General features: G+C 50.2%; 15 protein-coding genes. 3 read left to right on the top strand and 12 right to left on the bottom strand.

Translation table 11 applies throughout. The features are described from left to right. Nucleotides 1-3: 3 nt before the first annotated feature. The 12 genes from hflC to ndk all read right to left on the bottom strand — a co-directional run bounded on the left by hflC (nt 4) and on the right by ndk (nt 11457). On the bottom strand, nt 4-927 hold the full coding sequence (gene hflC, locus MCB1EB_RS03815; RefSeq protein WP_161566175.1) for a protease modulator HflC: 924 nt from the start codon (nt 925-927) through the stop codon (nt 4-6). Further along, nucleotides 914-2278: an FtsH protease activity modulator HflK gene (gene hflK / locus MCB1EB_RS03810; protein WP_052393751.1), complete on the bottom strand. Its 1365-nt coding sequence runs from the start codon at nt 2276-2278 to the stop codon at nt 914-916. Before hflK ends, hflC begins: the two co-directional genes overlap by 14 nt. Then, nucleotides 2262-2498 (bottom strand): RNA chaperone Hfq, encoded by a 237-nt coding sequence (gene hfq / locus MCB1EB_RS03805; RefSeq protein ID WP_026920877.1) that lies wholly within the window; start codon nt 2496-2498, stop codon nt 2262-2264. Before hfq ends, hflK begins: the two co-directional genes overlap by 17 nt. Nucleotides 2499-2654: 156 nt before the next feature. Next, nucleotides 2655-3992, bottom strand: a complete 1338-nt coding sequence (der, locus tag MCB1EB_RS03800; protein ID WP_026920878.1) for a ribosome biogenesis GTPase Der — start codon at nt 3990-3992, stop codon at nt 2655-2657. Next, complete coding sequence (gene bamB, locus MCB1EB_RS03795) at nt 3989-5137, bottom strand: outer membrane protein assembly factor BamB (RefSeq protein ID WP_045362871.1); 1149 nt, start codon at nt 5135-5137, stop codon at nt 3989-3991. The genes der and bamB overlap by 4 nt, the downstream gene beginning before the upstream one ends. An 18-nt stretch (nt 5138-5155) precedes the next feature. Next, entirely contained in the window at nt 5156-5806 is a 651-nt protein-coding gene (locus MCB1EB_RS03790; RefSeq protein WP_026920880.1) for a YfgM family protein, read from the bottom strand. Nucleotides 5807-5842: 36 nt separating this feature from the next. Then, a complete protein-coding gene (gene hisS, locus MCB1EB_RS03785) occupies nt 5843-7165 on the bottom strand; it encodes a histidine--tRNA ligase (RefSeq protein ID WP_045362873.1) in 1323 nt (440 codons plus the stop codon). Nucleotides 7166-7197: 32 nt separating this feature from the next. After that, the gene (ispG, locus tag MCB1EB_RS03780) at nt 7198-8484 is read right to left on the bottom strand and encodes a flavodoxin-dependent (E)-4-hydroxy-3-methylbut-2-enyl-diphosphate synthase (protein WP_232034142.1); all 1287 of its coding nucleotides are present in this window, start codon (nt 8482-8484) and stop codon (nt 7198-7200) included. A gap of 29 nt (nt 8485-8513) precedes the next feature. Further along, on the bottom strand, nt 8514-9470 hold the full coding sequence (locus tag MCB1EB_RS03775; protein WP_045362875.1) for a helix-turn-helix domain-containing protein: 957 nt from the start codon (nt 9468-9470) through the stop codon (nt 8514-8516). Then, nucleotides 9436-9828, bottom strand: a complete 393-nt coding sequence (locus MCB1EB_RS03770; RefSeq protein ID WP_045362878.1) for a hypothetical protein — start codon at nt 9826-9828, stop codon at nt 9436-9438. Before MCB1EB_RS03770 ends, MCB1EB_RS03775 begins: the two co-directional genes overlap by 35 nt. Beyond that, a complete protein-coding gene (gene rlmN / locus MCB1EB_RS03765) occupies nt 9828-11012 on the bottom strand; it encodes a dual-specificity RNA methyltransferase RlmN (RefSeq protein WP_045362881.1) in 1185 nt (394 codons plus the stop codon). Before rlmN ends, MCB1EB_RS03770 begins: the two co-directional genes overlap by 1 nt. Nucleotides 11013-11031: 19 nt before the next feature. Then, nucleotides 11032-11457 (bottom strand): nucleoside-diphosphate kinase, encoded by a 426-nt coding sequence (ndk, locus tag MCB1EB_RS03760; RefSeq protein ID WP_026920885.1) that lies wholly within the window; start codon nt 11455-11457, stop codon nt 11032-11034. Nucleotides 11458-12005: 548 nt separating this feature from the next. Here ndk and MCB1EB_RS03755 point away from each other — a divergent pair. From MCB1EB_RS03755 to MCB1EB_RS03745, 3 genes are all read left to right on the top strand, one after another. Continuing rightward, on the top strand, nt 12006-12710 hold the full coding sequence (locus MCB1EB_RS03755) for a Bax inhibitor-1/YccA family protein (protein WP_045362884.1): 705 nt from the start codon (nt 12006-12008) through the stop codon (nt 12708-12710). Nucleotides 12711-12843: 133 nt separating this feature from the next. Beyond that, nucleotides 12844-13986 carry a porin gene (locus MCB1EB_RS03750; RefSeq protein WP_045362885.1) on the top strand — a complete coding sequence of 381 codons (1143 nt, stop codon included), beginning with the start codon at nt 12844-12846 and terminating at the stop codon, nt 13984-13986. Nucleotides 13987-14143: 157 nt separating this feature from the next. Then, on the top strand, nt 14144-15160 hold the full coding sequence (locus tag MCB1EB_RS03745) for a hypothetical protein (protein WP_045362887.1): 1017 nt from the start codon (nt 14144-14146) through the stop codon (nt 15158-15160). Nucleotides 15161-15164 lie beyond the last annotated feature (4 nt).

Here is a 15164-nt window from a genome sequence, read left to right as displayed (position 1 = left end):
AACTTAAGGCTTACGACTTGGCATTCCTGCCGGATTGTGCATAAAGCGGAAGAAATCGCTGCTTGGATCAACCACGACTAGATCGCGCTCACGAAAGATCTGCCGATAGGCATCAAGGCTTTTGTAGAAACGATAGAATTGCGGATCGCGTCCGAATGCGCTGGCATAAATTGCTACTGCTTGCGCGTCGCCATCGCCCTTGATCATCTGTGCTCGCTTGTAACCCTGCGCTAAGATCGTTTCGCGCTCACGGTCAGCGTAGGAACGTGCTTGAGCCGCCTCGACCAAACCCGTCGAACGTAATTGGTGAGCCGCTTCTGTGCGCTCAGCGCCCATCTGTTTATAGATTGCATCATTTGCTTCTGTCGCAAACTCCAGATGAGTGATGCGTATATCTGCAACTTCAATGCCCCACTCGCGCGCCGCCTGCGCGGTTTGCGTTTGTAGCGCGGAGATTATTTGGTTATCACTGTTAGCGGCTAATTCCACCGCTGAGTATTGCCCGCGCTTTCCATCGAGCGCGGTGTACGCCCGTTCTAATAGCTGGTTTTGCGCAGGTGCTAATTCATCACGAAAGTGGTTGAAATATGCGATTGGCTCAGTAATGCGCCATTTAATGTAAAGGCTGACGAAGACTTCCTTGTGATCGGCTGTCAAATAGCTTTCTGGCTTTTGGCTGCTCGCAGTTTGCGTCCGTTTGTCCAATAACATGACGCGGTCAAATGGCGCTGGCCACTTCCAATAAAGACCTGGAGCGCTAATCACCCGCTTGAAGTTACCTAGCCCAGAAACCATCACCACAGATTGGCGCTGATCCACCACAAACAACATGGAAGCGCCCAACCCTAGCGCAAATAAAAAGGTAACCAATAGGGCGATTCGGTTCATAGCGATTTTTTGTAGTTTCACCGGATTAACGTCCATCATCATTGCGGTCCCGCGTACGCAGCATCTCGCGTAAACGCGTTGGATCTGCGCCTGCCGCAGGCGTAGAGCTGGTTTCCGGGGCTCGGTCTTTAGCTAACGCTGGCGCTGGCTGCCCAGCCGTATGAGTTGTCCCCGCTGGCGGATTCGTCGTGGCGGCAACCCCGTTACTTGGGCTGGCGTCAGGCGCGGTGCTTTTAGGCGGCGCATTGTTTGCCAAGAGTTTATCAAGCGGTAGATAAATCAGATTCTGTGCTGTTTTGTTCTCTATCAATACTTTAGTCGCAGCGGCATAAATCTGCTGCATTGTCTCCAAGTACATATGCTCACGCACCACCGCCGGAGCTTTTGAATATTCGGCAAGCACTTGCTTAAAACGCTCTGCATCGCCTTGCGCCTGAGCAATGACACGTGCTTTATGGCCTTCAGCCTCGTTGACCATCTGCGCCACATCCGCGCGCGCGCGCGTTAGAATTTCGTGGCTATATGCTTCAGCCTGCTTATTTTGACGCTCGTTCTCTTGCGTCACTTTTAACGCCTCGTCAAATGCCGCCTGTATCTGCGCCGGCAAGCGTATGGTTTGCATGGTCACGTCTTTAACGTGAATACCGCTGTGATACAGATCAAGCATCTTTTGCAACTTTTGCTTGAGTTCAAACCCCGTTGTTTCTTGATTACGAGAAAGCAGATCGTCTAGTTTGAGTTGGCTCAAAACCGCCCGAGCCGCAGCCTCACCTGCCTGCCCAATGCTAATCTGCGCATCGACATTATTAAAGAGAAAAGCATAGGCATCGTTGATCTGATACTGCACGGTAAACCGCGCCTCGACCAGCTTACCATCCTGCGTCAGCATGGGCGAACTTTTAGCGCCAGAAGAATTCTTGGAGCCGATTTCAATCGGTTGCACAGGCTTCAAATCAACCAATGCTGAAGACTGAAATGGATAAGGCAAATGCCAGTGGAGGCCGGCCGAAGCAGTGGTATATTTATATTTCCCAAGCTGACTAATCACACCTGCCTGATCCTCGCCTACGATATAAACCCCACTGCCGAGCCAAAGCGCAAGCGCCAGAGCGCATCCCAGCCCAATCTGATAGTAACGGCCATTTTTTCCGCCCCACGGACCGCGCCCGCCGCTGCCCGACTCTTTCAGTCCAAGCAAGCGGCTTAAACGACGGTTGAAATCGCGCCAAAGCTCCTCTAAATCGGGGGGCTGATGGCGACTATTCACTGCCCCATCGAGTTTCAGTTTTTGTCCTTGCAAACTTTTAAAGCTCATTTGTGTTTGCTGATACGCAACTAAAAACCACCCACCGCTCAGTAGAGTTTTAATGCGGCTAATTGGCTTCGTCATCTGCAGCGAAATTGACTGGACGGGCAGGCACAACTGTAGAAATTGCGTGCTTATATACCATTTGAGTTACAGTATTTTTTAGCAATACCACGTACTGGTCAAAAGACTCAACATTGCCTTGTAATTTAATGCCATTCACTAAGTAAATCGATACTGGCACGTGCTCTTTACGCAATGCGTTCAGAAACGGGTCTTGTAATAACTGCCCTTTGTTACTCATAGTAAACTCCATTGTGTTTTGTGCGATTGAATTAATTCAATCAAAATATTAAAAAAAATTTAAATTACAACTATCTATTATAACTACAGTTGATTTATTAAGTGAAGCAAATTTCCTTTTTAGATTAATTTAAAAAATCATTTTAAAATTCATACACTATTTCTTCTCAATGTAAGGATTGTGCGATGAGCGAAACTCTACTCTTAATGGCGTGCCTGTCAACATAAAGGTTTCGCGAAATTTCCTTTCAAGGTAACGCCGATAAGTGTCGGTTATCGCGTCAAGTGCATTTCCATGAATAATAATAACTGGCGGATTCTGGCCACCCTGATGCGCATAGCGCAACTTCGGGCGCACCCGCCCCTTGCGACGCGGCTGCTGAAACTCAACCGCCTCAATCAACGTCCGCGTTAACTTTGGCGTTGGCAATTTCGCCATTGCCGCTGCATATGCGTCGTCAACTGAATGTACCAGTGGATCGATACCGGTTTTTTTTGTCGCCGAAATGAAGTGAAACTTAGCGAAATCGAGAAATTGTAATTTTCGGGTTAACTCAGCTTTAAAACGCTCGCGCGTATATGCCTCAAGCCCATCCCATTTATTTACGCCAATGACTAACGCTCGCCCTTGCTCAATCACAAAACCTGCAATATGCGCGTCTTGCTCGCTAATATCTTGACATGCATCCAGCAAAAGCACAACCACGTTCGCATCAGCAATCGCTTGCAAAGTTTTAACCACGGAAAATTTTTCAACGGCTTCAAACACTTTGCCACGCCGCCGCAAGCCTGCCGTATCAATCAGCGTATAAGGCCGCCCCTGCCGCTCAAAAGCGATGTAGATTGAATCGCGGGTGGTGCCAGGCATATCAAATGCAATGACGCGCTCTTCACCCAGCAAGGTATTCACCAGCGTCGATTTGCCTACATTCGGACGCCCGACAATGGCGATTTTGACGCCACGCGCTGCATCGTCCTCCTCAGTTTCAGCGCTGCGCTCAGCATAAGCCAGCTCTAAGGCGTGCTCTACCATATCGTGCACGCCCTCGCCATGCGCCGATGAAATAGCAAAAGGTTGGCCCAAGCCAAGTTCATAGAAATCGGTAACCACCGTACTATGTTTCATCCCTTCGGCTTTATTCACCACTAAACACAAGGGCCGCCCAGTTTTACGCAGATAATTAGCAATCAAACTATCCTGCGGTGTCATCCCTTCCCGCGCATCTACGATAAAAATAACTGCATCTGCTTCAGCCACCGCTTGCTGCGTCTGTTGCGCCATGCGCTGTACGATGCCCTCTTTGACAACCGGCTCGAAGCCCCCCGTATCAACCACCAAATAGGGCCGTTCACCTAGGCGACCAGTGCCGTAATGACGGTCTCGCGTGAGGCCGGGGAAATCCGCCACCAGCGCATCTCGCGAGCGGGTCAGGCGGTTAAATAAAGTAGATTTCCCGACATTGGGGCGCCCTACCAAGGCAATCACTGGTTTCATTTTGGGCGGAATGCATATAAGTTGCCATTGCGCGTTTGCACAATGAGGGTGTGTTTAACTAACACCGGCTGCGTGTTAATTGCGCTGCCATCGGTTTCCATCCGCGCGACAAAATCGCCTTGCGCGCGCGAAAGAAAATGCACGAAGCCACGATAATCGCCAACGGCAATTGTCTGACCTGTCAGGATTGGCGTTCCTAAGCCACGATTTTTAAGTTTGGTGTTTTGCCACAGCAACTCGCCGTTGGCGGCATCATAGAGAGAGACCACTGACCCATCATCGCTGGCCACCAAGACGGTTTTATCCTGCGCAATCCCATGGTAGCTTGAAAATGGCCGCTCCCATAAAGGTTGTCCAGTTTGCACATTAAAGCAGCCCAAACGGCCTTGGAAAGTTACTGCGCAAGTTTGATAATCAACTAGAGTCGGCGCGCCCGCGACATCGTTTAAGCGCTCGACCTCGGTCACGCCGCTAGGATAGGCTACCGGCGTTTGCCAATAGGGTAGGCCGTTAGCCAGGTTAAGCACCGCCAATGAACCATCTGCAAAACCAGCGAGCAATGCTCCCGTGCCTGCAAATGTCATGCCGGCGCTGGTGCGCAAGTTCAGCAGTGGCGCGCGATTATAAAACACCCACTGTTGCGCGCCGCTGGCCAGATCGAAAGCAATAATCCGGCTATCTGTCGTACGCACGAATACTTTACCCTGCCCGACTAGCGGCGGAGTTAAGATTTCGCCGCGCGCCTGAGCTTGCCAGAGCAGCTTGCCATCTGCGTTAAGCAGATAGACCGTACCATTTAAGCTGGCGACGGCAACGACTGCGCCATCGCCTCCAACGCCCGCCGATAATTCAGTATCAAGCTGGGTGCGCCAGAGCGTTTGGCCACTGTGTGCATCGAATTTAGCCACCACACCATTAGCGCCAGCAGCATACACCACATCCTCGAATGCAAACGGCTGAAATAAATAACGCCCGCCCTTGCCGATACTGGCTTTCCAAATCCGCTCAACCCCTAGCGTCGGGGTCATTTCGGCTAGAGGGGTAGGCACGCGCCGTAAATCTTTAGATGAGGAACACGCCGTAAATAACAGCGCCGCCAATATGCAAGCGCAAGGGTAAAACAGCCAGCGAAGTGAATGCGTCATAAAAAATTATTGATTAGCTTAGCCGCCCAATGCATCAAGCTTGAGTTGGACTAAGCGGTGGATCGGGCCATTGTTTAGATTATCCGCCGTGAGCAACTGCAAGGCGTCTTTATAGGCTTGGCGCGCATCATCACGTTTGCCCTGGGCCGCGAATAAATCACCGCGACGATCCGCATAGAGCGCTTTGAAGGTATCTTTTGGGGGCTCGGCAAGCAAATTTAAGCCTTGCTCATAGGCTTTTTCCTCAAGCAAAATTGACGCCAAGCGCAAACGTGCAATTTGCTGATATTCAGCATCGCGCGCATGCTCAATCACCCATTGCAATTGGGTTTTAGCCGCTCCGCTATCCTCTGCTTGATAGAACGCTTTGGCTGCCATCAGAGCACTCATCTGCGCATATGGGGTACGCCCAAACTGCTTTTTCATATCGTCGAGGATACGCGCCAGGCGCTCTTTGTCGAGCGTCTGAGCAGACGGCGGCACAACTTGTTGCAACTGTTCATAAAGGCGCGCGGCCTGGGCGGCCTGGCGGCCTTGCCAGTAGTTCCAGCCGCTCCAGCCAGCTCCGGCCAGCAGTACCACTAACAATGCGCCAATCAACCTATTGCCCCACCGCACCCACCAGGTTTTCAGATTGTCGAGTGTTTCCTGTTCTTCATGATAACTCATACCATTGCTTCCTTTTAAGAAAGGGGTTGGACCGCGCTAGGCGGAAACCATTACATCAATTAGATAGTCAAGCAGACGCTCGTTGGCAATACTTTGCTGCGCTGCATGGCTACTGGCTTCAGGCAGCTTGCGCAAAGCCTTGACGGTGACCATGCCTTGCGCAACTTCGTCCGCGCCAATGATAACCGCATATTGTGCGCCGCTTGCATCAGCGCGCTTCATTTGCGTTTTAAAATTCGCCGACGCGCCATCAGCGCTACAGTGCAAAATGACATCAAAACTTGCGTCGCGCAGCCGCTCGGCAATAATAAAAGCCTGGCTACGCGCCGCCTCGCCCTGATGCACAAGATAAATATCGCAACCTGACGGGGGCGGCGCGAGCTGATCTTCCTTCAGTAACTCTAACACGCGCTCAATCCCGAGCGCCCAACCGCAGGCTGGCGTAGGCTTGCCGCCCAACTGTTCGAACAACAGATCATAACGCCCGCCCCCGGCCACTGTGCCCTGCGCGCCTAAGCGGTCGGTGACCCACTCAAAAACCGTCAAATTGTAATAATCCAGCCCGCGCACCAGGCGGGGATTGAGCGTAAATGGAATATTATTCGCTTTGAGCAACTGGCTTAGCGCATCAAAATGAGCCAGTGACGCGGCGCCCAGAAAATCCATTAACTTAGGCGCCTGTTGCACGAGCTGTTGCAACTCAGGTTGTTTCGTATCAAGCACGCGTAATGGATTAGTGTATAGACGCCGCTTTGCATCGCCGTCCAGCAGCTCCATATGCTGCTCTAAGTAAGCCACTAACGCTTTACGATGTTCGGCACGTTCCGCGGGCTGGCCTAACGAGTTTAACTCAAGCCGAATATCGGTTAAACCCAGCTCATCCCATAAGCGCTGACATAATAAAATAATTTCAGCATCTGCATCGGGGCCAGCAAAACCTAACGCTTCCACGCCAAGCTGGTGAAACTGCCGATAGCGGCCCCGCTGCGGGCGCTCGTGCCTAAACATCGGTCCGTTATACCATAAGCGTTTAGGACCATCATATAACAGACTATGCTCGATGGTTGAGCGCACTACCGCCGCCGTATTTTCTGGACGCAGCGTCAAGCCTTCGCCATTTAGCGCATCCACAAAGCTATACATTTCTTTTTCAACAATATCCGTTACTTCACCAATGCCACGCGTGAAAAGCTGCGTTTGTTCAACGATTGGCGTACGAATATTTTGATAACCGTAAGCGCTAAGCGCCGCTTTAGCGGTATTTTCAAAATACTCCCAAAGGGCGGCGTCCGGCGGCAGGATGTCATTCATGCCTTTGACGCCAGTCAGTTTTTCAATCTTCTTATTTGGTTTTGTCATGAGTTTTAAGGGACTCTATTTTCTTGAGTTTTTTAGCCTACTGCGAGTGCGCTGCCAAAGCGGCGCTCGATATAGTCACTGATAATTTGTTGAAACTCTTCAGCAATTCGCTCGCCGCGCAAGGTTACTGATTTTTTGCCGTCAATAAAAACCGGGGCTACTGGGTGTTCGCCAGAACCTGGCAAGCTAATCCCAATATCCGCATGCTTCGATTCGCCAGGCCCATTTACGATACACCCCATGACGGCAATTTTTACCTTTTCAACACCGGGATAGCGGGTGCGCCACAGCGGCATTTTCAGATGCAAATACTCCTGAATCTGCGCCGCAAGCGTTTGGAAAAACGTGCTCGTAGTCCGCCCACACCCGGGACAGGCTACCACCACTGGCGCAAACGCGCGTAAATCCAGCGCTTGCAGAATTTCACGGGCGACCGTCACCTCTTTTGAGCGCGCCGCCCCAGGTTCTGGCGTGAGCGAGATACGAATCGTATCGCCAATTCCTGCTTGCAATAAAATCGCCAGCGCGGCAGTTGATGCAACAATCCCTCTTGAGCCCATGCCGGCCTCAGTCAATCCGAGGTGGAGAGCATACGCACAGCGTTGCCCAAGCTCACGATAGACGGCGATTAAATCCTGCACGCTACTGACTTTGCATGACAGCACAATCTGGTTAGCTGTAAGCCCAAGCTCCAGCGCTCGCTCAGCGCTACTTAAGGCGGATTCAAGCAATGCTTCAACCATTAAACTCTGCGCTGACATCGGCTCAGCGCGCTGCGCATTATCGTCCATTATGCGCATCAATACAGCCTGATCAAGGCTGCCCCAGTTAACGCCGATCCGCACAACTTTATTATAACGGCACGCCACCTCAATCATTTGCGCAAATTGAATATCACGTTTAGCGCCTTGACCGACATTGCCCGGATTAATCCGATACTTTGATAAAGCCTGCGCACACGCGGGATAATCGCGCAACAATAAGTGGCCGTTATAATGAAAATCGCCGATCAGCGGCACCGCCACATTCATTCGATCAAGTTGCTCACGAATCACCGGCACCGCCTGGGCCGCCTGTGGCGTGTTGACAGTAATGCGGACTAACTCAGAACCGGCTTGCGCGAGCTCTTTGATTTGGATTGCAGTCGCAATTGCATCGACCGTATCCGTATTCGTCATTGACTGCACACACACTGGCGCTGCTCCGCCAAGCGTGACTTGATGCTCGCCCCAACGCACCACGACCGGATGCGACCGGCGGCGCGCCGCCGCACCCATCAGCGGCGTATGCGCTAGCGCTGGTGTGTTATTCGCTTGCATCCCACTTATATCCATTTATGTTGAGCTGGCTACGGTAACTCAAAACGTGCAACGTTTTGGCGCCCACCCATATATTTGGCTGCCTCGATCCGTTTACCATCCAATTCTATTGTCTCTAGCCCAGCTACATTGCCAATTACAAGCTTGAATGGCGGCGTCCCTTGCAGAGTCCGTTCATCGCCTGCCTGCAACGTATTTGCATACACTTGCTGACCATCGTGCTGGCTCACGCTAATCCAGTTATTTTGCGAAACTTTAATGCGCAGGGTTGCCGGGTTGATCTGGCCACGCGCCGTCGTGGCCGGCACCGTGGCCCCCAGTAGATTGGCTGGCGCATTTAAGTTGGGGCTTGGGGCTGCAACGCCCGGCGTCGCTTGACTCGCTAAATCTAAACGCTCAGGGCCAACGCCTGTCGCTACCTCGCTTACGGATGGATTCGGCTCAGTTTCAGACAACCGGGGCTCAGATTCGTGTCCAATTATATCGTCATAGCGATACGCGAACAGCGCTGCCGCCGCCAAAACCAATATGCCCACGCCCCACAACCATGGATAACGTTTACGTTTAGCTTGCCAGGCCGTCAGTTGGCTGCGCTTTTGCTGCGGCATCCGCCCGCGCCCGCCTAACGTCGCAAGATTAGGAGAATCTTGAGCGCTAGCGCGACGCAAAGCATCGACTAAAGGTTGCGGATCAGTGCCGAGAATTTTTGCATAACTACGCATAACGCCAATCGCAAAAGTCACTTCTGGCAAATGTTCCAGTTCACCCGCTTCAAGCGCGCGCACTTTGGCGGCCGGCACTTTAAGCCGAGCGGCAACCTCTTCAATCAACCAGCCTTTAGCTGTACGTAATTGAGCAAGTTGCTCGCCGGCAACCCGCGCAGAACTATCATCGGCAGTCCATGCTGTACCTGTCACCGCAACCGGAGTAGCCGGCAATGATGCTGCACTTTCAGTCTTCAAAGACTGCTCGTCTTGCTTGCTCATCTAAAAATCTCGCATAATTTAATCGTAATGACGTATCATCTTTAGCGCCCTTGAGCACTAGCGCCCGCTGAAAATATTGGTCAGCTGCTTGCGCATTGCCAACCATATGCTCAAGCAACGCTAACGCGTGTAGCGCAGCACGATGATCCGGCATGAGTTGGAGCGCCAAAGCCGCTTCACGACGCGCCACCTCAAATTGTTCTTTGTCCAGATAAGCCAGCGCAAGTTCCGTGTGTAAATCCGCGCGGTAACGCAGCGCAGTTTGCTGAGCCGGCTGCTTCACAGCAATCGATGATGGCGCTGAACACGCTCCAGTCAAAAAACCAACCGCACAGCAAAAAAAGAACTTCCTCAGCATTATGTCGGATGAATTTCGATCATGGTCCGCCCGCTCAGCTCAGTTGTAGTCTGTGCCAAGTCTTTAGCTTTTTTGCCTTGATTGCGCTCCGCCAGGCGTGTGCGATCGACTACATCGCCTGCGAGCTGACCGCAGGCCGCATCAATATCGTCGCCACGGGTTTTGCGGATGGTGGTGACAATGCCAGCCGCCAACAAAACTTGCGCAAAGCGCCTAATCCGCTCAGCACTGGAACGCTTTAAGCCAGATTCTGGAAACGGGTTAAAAGGAATCAAGTTGAATTTACAGTGCACATCACGCACCAGCGCAACCAGCTCATGCGCATGGGCTACTTCATCATTCACCCCATCCAGCATGCAATACTCAAATGTAATGAAATCGCGTGGAGCGGTTTTCAAATAACGTTGACATGCGCTAATGAGTTCGCGCAACGGATATTTTTTATTCAACGGCACCAGTTCATCGCGCAATTTATCATTGGGCGCATGCAACGAGACGGCAAGCGCAACCGGCAATTCCGCCGCTAACCGATCCATCATTGGCACCACGCCGGAAGTCGACAAAGTCACGCGCCGGCGCGAAAGCCCGTAAGCATTGTCGTCAAGCATTAAGCGCATGGCGCTGACGACCGGATTAAAATTAAGCAGCGGCTCACCCATGCCCATCATTACCACATTCGTAATCACGCGGTCTGCGCGGCCAGCGTTGCGCTGATCTGACGGTAAAGCATTGCGTAATGCAAATTCCGCTAGCCATAGCTGGCCAATAATTTCGCTCGTGCTTAGATTCCGGTTAAAGCCTTGCTTACCTGTCGAGCAAAAGCGACAGTTCACAGCACAGCCGGCCTGAGATGAAATGCACAAGGTGCCACGCGCTGTCTCAGGAATGAATACGGTCTCGACCGCATTGCCATTTCCTACATCAATCAACCATTTACGCACGCCATCGGCCGATAAATGGTCGCTTAGAATGTGCGGGGGCTGAATCACTGCATGTACTTTAAGTTTGTCACGTAATGATTTCGCCAGGTCCGTCATCTGGTCGAAATCAGCTACGCCAGATTGGTGAATCCAGCGTTGTAATTGCTTGGCGCGAAATGGCTTCTCGCCTAAGCGGTTGGCGCAATAAGCGCCCAGCTCAGGCCCATCGAAATCAAGTAAGTTGACGGTTTCGGCGGTTGCCATTTCTTAGCAGTCTATTAATTTAACGTGAATGAAGGTTGATTCCTGGGAAGAAAAAACCGATTTCTGCACGCGCGGTATCTGGGCCATCAGAGCCATGCACAGCATTTGCATCAATGTTATCGGCAAAATCTGCGCGGATGGTGCCTTTATCCGCTTTTTGCGGATCGGTCGCGCCCATTAAATCACGGTTCTTGGCGATTGCATTGTCACCTTCAAGCACCTGAATCATAATCGGCCCCGATACCATGAAGTCAACCAGCGCTTTAAAAAACGGGCGCTCCTTATGCACGCTATAAAATTGCTCCGCTTGCTCACGTGACAAATGCGCCATCCGAGCAGCGATGATTTTCAGCCCAGCATTTTCAAAACGACTATAAATCTGGCCAATTACATCCTTGGCGACGGCATCCGGTTTAATAATTGACAAGGTGCGTTCAAGCGCCATGAAAAACTCCACTCTATAAATGTTTATCGATGTTAATTTAACCGCCCCAGCGAACTTTTGTTGCGCGGGACGACCCGATCGTACCCTTTCTTTTTTAAGCAAATGAGCAAGATGCGCCCTACTTCGCCTGCTAAAGGAAGACTTTATGCGCCAACGAATAAAAAACTAGCCTCATAAGCGGCATGAATTAGCCAAAATCTCTTATGAGTTAGCTTAAGGCCCGTTTGGCAATCTTTAAAACCAGCCCGATATTTTAGCATGTAGCTAAGTATGAAGATACAGGCGACATACCGTGGAAATTGAATCTCCGTCCTCTCGAAAACCCGGTTTCGTGGTTTTTTTGCATCAGGATATTTAACATTATAGGTTGGCGAAAATACCTCAGCCACCTAGCCAAAAGGCCAAGGCAAAAAAACCAAGTAGAGGGCCTATGCGGAGAACTATAAATATGCTATATAAACTTTTGTGCGAGTGCTCTATTTTGGACTGCATCTGTTTTTATAAGTGGGTGTAACTGCCAAACCCTCGTATTATCTAGGAGAGAGTGTATGAAGGACGATTTTCAAAGTTACAGCTTCGGTCGTAATGGAAGCATCACCCCAGTTGCGACCCGCAACCGCGTATTGCGCAATACCTATTGGTTGTTAGCGCTATCCATGATTCCCAGCGTACTTGGCGCCTGGCTTGGCGTAAGCACCGGCTTTTCACTGTTAAACGCAACCAGCCCGGGCCTCAGTTTCATCCTTTTCATGGCGATTGCATTTGGTTTCATGTTTGCAATTGAGCGGTTTAAAAATAGCGGTATCGGCGTCGCCCTGCTGCTTGGCTTCACCTTCTTTATGGGCCTGATGCTTTCACGCCTATTAAGTTTCGTGCTGGGCTTTTCAAATGGCGCGTCGTTAATCATGCTGGCTTTTGGCGGCACAAGCGTTATTTTTACCGTAATGGCGTCGATTGCGACAGTTTCAAAACGGGATTTTTCCGGCCTTAGCAAATGGCTATTTATGGGCGTGATTGTGCTAATCCTAGCGTCAATCGCGAATATTTGGCTTAAACTACCCGCTTTGATGATCACCGTATCCGTCATGGCGACTGTGATTTTTTCCGCTTATATGCTGTTTGACGTGCAGCGGGTCGTGAATGGCGGCGAAACGAATTACATTAGAGCCGCTTTGGCGATCTATCTAGATATCTATAATGTGTTTGCGAATTTGTTAATGCTGCTCGGCATCTTTGGCGGGAATAGAAACTAGAGTTCCATTTTGTAGGAGCTTAAAGTTGCGCATGATGCAAAACGCAACTGACTAAGCCGTACAAGCATAACGCTTGTACGGCTTTTTTATTTTTATTAAAAGATTCGACCAATATCTATACGGGGGTACAGAAATGAAACGGGTTCTTTTAAGCATCGCGCTCACGGGCGCATTCGGCACCCCGGCCTATGCGCAAAGCAGTCTAACGCTTTATGGCTCATTGAGCGGTGCAATTATGTACACAAATAACCAAACTGGCCACCCAAACTGGCAAATCGGCACTGGGGGCGCCGGCAGTAACTACTGGGGCTTACGCGGTACAGAAGATTTAGGCGCAGGCACGAAAGCACTTTTCTTGCTAGAAAGCGGCTTTAAAATTAATACTGGCCACTTTCCGCTAGAAGGCGTAGGTTTTGACCGCCAAGCTTTTATGGGCTTGTCCGATGCCGCAACTGGCACCCTCACGGTGGGTCGTCAATATGACTCTATCACCGATTACCTGGCGTCCTTTAGCCTGGCAGGTAGCGGACTAGGAGGCGGACAGTTCTCGCATCCTTTCGATAACGATAATGTGAACGGCTCATTCAGCGTGAACAACTCGGTCAAATTCTCAAGTATCAACTACAATGGCTTTACGTTTGGCGGCTTGTATGGCTTTTCGAACGAAACAGGTAGGTTCGCCAATAACCGTGATTACAGCCTCGGCGCAGCTTACTCCTATGGTCCGTTTGGCGCCGCAGTGGCGTATTTACAGGCGAACAACCCTGGCGCGAATAATACTGGTGCACAGATGGAAGAGGAAGTTCATTTCAAAGCTGACCGTCAACGCATATGGGGGGCTGGGGCAAGCTATATGCTTGGCCGCACAACCCTAGGCCTCGTATACACGCAGACGAAATTCGATCGCCAGTTGTCAAACCATGTGTCTAAAAAATTACAGGTTACAGACGCTGGTCATTATGCTGACTTTAATAACTACGAGCTCAATGCACGTTACCGCCTAACCCCGGCCTGGAGCGTAAATGGCGCATACACGTTTAGCACAGGCGAGTTCTCTTTCGAGCAAGACCCTAACAACCGCAAAGCGAAGTGGCATCAAGTCAGTCTGCTGAGTAGCTATGAGCTATCAAAACGCACAAATGTTTTTATTGCAGCAATTGCTCAGCAATCTCAACTACGAAATAGTCCAGTTAGCCTGACCAATATCCATGGTTTCAAATTCTCCACAACTAACCGACAAATGGCGATCACGACCGGCCTGCGGATGAAATTTTAAATAAATACCATCCCTCTTTCGGACAACGTCATTTAAACGCACCAGCCAGAGTTTGTCTGGCGCCCTCACTTATGGAACACATGAGGGCGCTAGACAGCAAGTCATATTTAGCACCATTTATTTCGGTTTGGCATAAAGGTTTTCTTCATGTCAAACCGTGTCAGGCAAAATCTCGCCTACATTAAGCATAGAGCGCTACGCATTTTGCGTATTAGACAAATTTGCGTGGTTTGTAGCAAAAATTACTAAGCCTCCATACTCTGCTTGCGGCATTCACGCGCTAGCTGAGGCGTATTTACTTAACGATAGTCGCACTATGTACCGTCCTTATATCGGAACCAGCTCAACAATTGGCTTAGAAACGCGTACCCACACCCCCCCTTCGACCACCAAATCTAGGGCACGCCGCCAAAGCAACCTGAAAATAGCTAAAGAAACGCGTTCACATAAACACCGGACATCCGTTAATAATATGGACAAATTTCAAACTGTCTTCTCGCTAAGCAAAAAAAAGCCGGCTAAAACCACTAGCACGACAGATCAGCTCTCATTAGTTGAGCCAGAAGATATACAGTTACAAGAGATTTTTTTCAGCCCCACATGGAGTTATGAGAAGAATAATGAAATCAGGGAATTAATGAAAGTCAACGAAATAGGCGCAGGCGCAGCAGATTGCGGCCAATATGCGTCAGGTATGCTCGTATATCAGACTGCTCCATTGTGGCTCGATGGCAGATCCCTTCAAGAGTCGGACTATCAATTATGCAACCCTCCAGAATTTTCAGTAAAGGCCGGTATGATGGGTGATTTTTTCGCGCAAGAAACACCTCCTCAAGGTGCAAAGGCGGTTGCTTTCAATACGTATTGCGTCACGCCTGATAGCACCTTTCCCATATTTCATTACGCTAAAATTGAGCGTGATAAGAATCAAAACATGACTCATTTGACACATACTGATGCCAACCATTATGCCTTGCCAGCTGAGAAAAACCTACCGGTTCAAGGTGGCCAATTTAGCGTGTTTAGTTCTATACAGGAAGAGCCATTGGCCCGATACTCCGTAATGCAACCGCAGCGTCTAGACAATCTCCAGGATTTTGTAAATTACTGTACAAAATATTATGATGCTGATAAAGAGGGGCTGTTTTATTTCTGTACCTTCAAACCGCTCTAATCAA

The organism is Mycoavidus cysteinexigens, from assembly GCF_003966915.1.
GTDB lineage: Bacteria > Pseudomonadota > Gammaproteobacteria > Burkholderiales > Burkholderiaceae > Mycoavidus > Mycoavidus cysteinexigens.
This window is presented reverse-complemented; position numbering and strand designations above follow the sequence as displayed.

Coding starts and splice junctions, on each gene's coding strand:
- MCB1EB_RS03750 (WP_045362885.1), top strand. CDS start 12,844: ATGAAACGGGTTCTTTTAAGCATCGCGCTCACGGGCGCATTCGGCACC.
- MCB1EB_RS03775 (WP_045362875.1), bottom strand. CDS start 9,470: ATGAGCAAGCAAGACGAGCAGTCTTTGAAGACTGAAAGTGCAGCATCA.
- hflC (WP_161566175.1), bottom strand. CDS start 927: ATGATGGACGTTAATCCGGTGAAACTACAAAAAATCGCTATGAACCGA.
- ispG (WP_232034142.1), bottom strand. CDS start 8,484: ATGCAAGCGAATAACACACCAGCGCTAGCGCATACGCCGCTGATGGGT.
- hfq (WP_026920877.1), bottom strand. CDS start 2,498: ATGAGTAACAAAGGGCAGTTATTACAAGACCCGTTTCTGAACGCATTG.
- hisS (WP_045362873.1), bottom strand. CDS start 7,165: ATGACAAAACCAAATAAGAAGATTGAAAAACTGACTGGCGTCAAAGGC.
- bamB (WP_045362871.1), bottom strand. CDS start 5,137: ATGACGCATTCACTTCGCTGGCTGTTTTACCCTTGCGCTTGCATATTG.
- MCB1EB_RS03770 (WP_045362878.1), bottom strand. CDS start 9,828: ATGCTGAGGAAGTTCTTTTTTTGCTGTGCGGTTGGTTTTTTGACTGGA.
- MCB1EB_RS03790 (WP_026920880.1), bottom strand. CDS start 5,806: ATGAGTTATCATGAAGAACAGGAAACACTCGACAATCTGAAAACCTGG.
- der (WP_026920878.1), bottom strand. CDS start 3,992: ATGAAACCAGTGATTGCCTTGGTAGGGCGCCCCAATGTCGGGAAATCT.
- MCB1EB_RS03755 (WP_045362884.1), top strand. CDS start 12,006: ATGAAGGACGATTTTCAAAGTTACAGCTTCGGTCGTAATGGAAGCATC.
- rlmN (WP_045362881.1), bottom strand. CDS start 11,012: ATGGCAACCGCCGAAACCGTCAACTTACTTGATTTCGATGGGCCTGAG.
- ndk (WP_026920885.1), bottom strand. CDS start 11,457: ATGGCGCTTGAACGCACCTTGTCAATTATTAAACCGGATGCCGTCGCC.
- hflK (WP_052393751.1), bottom strand. CDS start 2,278: ATGACGAAGCCAATTAGCCGCATTAAAACTCTACTGAGCGGTGGGTGG.